The following is a 3318-nucleotide window of genomic DNA, read 5'->3' on the forward strand; positions in this document are numbered from 1 at the left end:
TCTTTGTTTTCAGTAATCTTAGGTAAAGGGAAAGCCCGGCTAGGTACTGCGTTTTCAGGATGAGTATTTACTTTACCATTAAGTCCAAGCCAAAGATTTAGATTTTGGTTTTCAGTAAAAAATTCATTTAACCTAACCGATTCAGGCTGAATCGAAAATGCAGACTTCTCCCCTTCCCAATCAATCATAAAAGGTTTTCCAACTTGATTCCAAGCCAAATCAATAAAGGGTTTTAAACTGAAAATTGAACGGGAAGAACTTAAGTTCTCTTCACCCCATTTGGTAATTTCTTTCTCTACAATTCCACTTAGGTCAACCTGCATGCCCAATAGGTTTAAATTAATTTGACCTCCAAGATCAACTAACTCAAAATTTTTGACGGAAATACTCCAATCAGGATTGATGGTAGGATTTACAATAATGGTAGGAGTAATGCTTTCATTTAAGGGAAGCTTAGATTGCAAAAAGCTTCCAAGACCTCTTTTGGAAAGTCCCAATTCTCCTTGAATTTTTAATGGTAATGTCAATTGAATTCTTTGACTATCTAAAGTAGCATATGTAGGATAACCATTTCTGCTTAAAAGTAATTTCCCCTCCACATTTCCCATGGAGAGATTTTCATCATCTATTAAAACCTGTGGGATTGCCTGATTAATGATTCTATAAAGTGTGCTTTGAGGAACTTGAACCGGTACATTAACAGAAGAAAATGCAGGAGGTGCAGTTATATAAGGAGGAATTTTATCTGGGTTAAATGATTTACATGAAACAAGAAAAAATAAAGCTAGGTAAAGGATGGGTTGCCGCTTGAACAAAATGGTTACGAATATTTTCATTTTTTAAATTTCCTTAATTAATCCGGGAACTTTATCTTCCCCAAAAATATTGCCCCTTTATAAAAGGAACGAAAATGAATTGGAATAAATTAACTCAACCTAGCCAAATTGAAGATATCAAAGCTTTAAGCGAGGATATTCCTGTGATGATATTTAAGCATAGTACTCGTTGTTCTTTGAGTAGCATTTCCTTGGATAGGCTCCTAAGAAACTGGAAGGATGATGATCATAAAAATATTGTACCGTATCATTTAGATATTATTGAAAATAGAGAGTTATCTAATAAAATAAGTCAGGAATTTGGCATACCACATCAATCTCCACAGGTAATAGTCGTGAAAAATGGAATTTCGGTTTACGATAACAGCCATTTTGGAATTTCCTATCCTGAAATCATGGGTGTAATTAAAAATTAATTAAATTTTTAAATCGTTTTTTAGCCTTTTATCCTTCGAATTCCCCATTCTAATTTTTCTTGAGTCGCGCACTAAACCTTTGGTATTTTACTTTGGTCAAAGGAGTAGATATTTGCGCAACTATGAGAAATATGATTAAATCCTTTTTAGCTATTTTTTGCTTGATGCTCGTCATGGACGTGTATGGACAACGCCCTCAAGGCCAAGGACAAAGACCTCCCATAAAGCTTACAGGCATCGTAATGGACGGCAGTACCAAAACACCCATGAATGGCGCCAATGTTCTGATTAAGACTTTAGCCGATTCTCTATTAATAGGTGGAGTCACTGATGCTCAAGGTAAATTTGAAATCAATAGACCAATGATTCCTCAGGTTAAAATTGAGATTAAATTTATTGGCTATGAAACGATCACTAGAACCCACAGCTTAAGGGATCCAGCAGATTTAGGAACTTTGGTTTTGAACGAAGACACTCAAACTCTAGGAGAAGTAGTCATCGAAGGACAATCTCCGGTCGGAGAAATGAGAGGAGATACTACTTCATTTAATGCCTCGGCTTTTAAAACTCAACAAAATGCGCAGGCTGAAGACTTAATTAGAAAGCTCCCAGGAGTAACCATACAAAATGGAGAGGTCCAGGCTCAAGGGGAAACAGTACAGAAAATTCTTGTGGATGGAAGAGAGTTTTTTGGATCAGACCCGAATATTGCCCTCAGAAACCTGCCTGCTGATGCTATCGACAGAGTAGAGGTATTAGATCAAAGATCTGATCAAAGTAGACTAACAGGATTTGATGATGGAACCTACACCAAGACAATCAATATCATTTTAAGAGAAGATAGAAAAAACGGCCAATTTGGTAGAGCTTATGCAGGCTATGGGACCGATGATCGCTATTCTGCCGGAGGAAGTATTAACTTATTTAGCGGAGACAGAAGGGTTTCTATTTTAGGTTTGGCAAATAATATCAATCAGCAAAATTTTTCTAGTCAGGATTTAGCCGGAGTAAATGCAAATAGCTCAGGCGGCGGTGGAGGCGGTAGAGGACGAGGAGGATTCGGCGGTGGAAATAACAATTTCAATGCAGGAAATAGCAATGGAATTAATACTACAAATTCAATAGGTCTGAATTATTCAGACAAATGGGGCAAAAAAGTAAATTTTACAGGAAGTTATTTCTTTAATAACTCCGCAAATAAATTACAACAAATAACAAACAGAGAAACTGTTATAAATGAAAGCCTAACACAATTCTATCAAGAAAACTTGATCAGTACTACTGATAATTATAACCATAGAATGAGCGGTAGATTAGAGGCCGACTTAAATGAAAAAAATTCATTCATAATAACTCCAAATATTTCAATCCAAAACAGCAATAGTTTTAGCGATAGAGATGCCTTAACCACAGCAAATACTGGAGATTCATTAAGTGCTTTGAGATCTATAAACAGTGCTGAAAACAAGTCATATAATATCTCGAATAATATTACCTACCGTTATAAATTTGATAAAGTAGGCAGGACTTTTTCAACAGATTTAAATACATCCTGGTCCAATCGAGATCAATATTCAGATCTTTTAGCAGCAAGTATCGATTACAATCGGGTTAGTCTTGACACAACCCTTCAAGAGACATATACCATTTCCAAAGGGTTTAATTACAGAATCAATGCAACCTTGACCGAACCATTGGGAGAGAAGTCAATCGGTACTTTTGGATACCAAGTAGGAAACAACAAATCAGATTCTGATCAAAAAACTTATGTTTTGGGGGCAGAACAGGGCATCTATATGTTGGATACCGCTTTAAGTAATGAGTTTATTAACAAGTTTATTACGCAAAGACTTCGAACTGGATATGCTTATAACAACAATGGATTGAATCTTAATTTTAATTTAGATTATCAAAACGCCCAATTAAATAATGAGGCTTTCTTTCCAGAAGTTGGAGTTTTTAAAAGGAGTTTCAATAACTTTTTACCTGGGGCTAGTTTAAGCTATAGAAATCGAGAAACTGGAGTTTCATACCGCCTGAGATACAGGACAAATACAGATGAACCT

Annotated in this window: 3 protein-coding genes; 2 read left to right on the plus strand and 1 reads right to left on the minus strand. The window is 35.8% G+C overall.

Annotated elements, in window-relative coordinates:
• Positions 1 to 836 (minus strand): DUF4403 family protein (locus Q0L68_RS18465; protein WP_296705728.1); only part of this gene is annotated, 836 nt, incomplete at its 3' end.
• Between the two features lie 74 nt (positions 837 to 910).
• On the opposite strand from Q0L68_RS18465, the gene ytxJ reads away from it, so the two are divergent.
• Positions 911 to 1252, plus strand: coding sequence for a bacillithiol system redox-active protein YtxJ (gene ytxJ / locus Q0L68_RS18470; RefSeq protein WP_296705729.1), 342 nt, complete (start codon positions 911 to 913; stop codon positions 1250 to 1252).
• Between the two features lie 131 nt (positions 1253 to 1383).
• Positions 1384 to 3318: carboxypeptidase-like regulatory domain-containing protein (locus Q0L68_RS18475; protein ID WP_296705730.1), on the plus strand; the 1935-nt coding region annotated here is incomplete at its 3' end.

Origin of the sequence: Algoriphagus sp. (assembly GCF_024642405.1) — a bacterium.
Classification (GTDB): domain Bacteria; phylum Bacteroidota; class Bacteroidia; order Cytophagales; family Cyclobacteriaceae; genus Algoriphagus.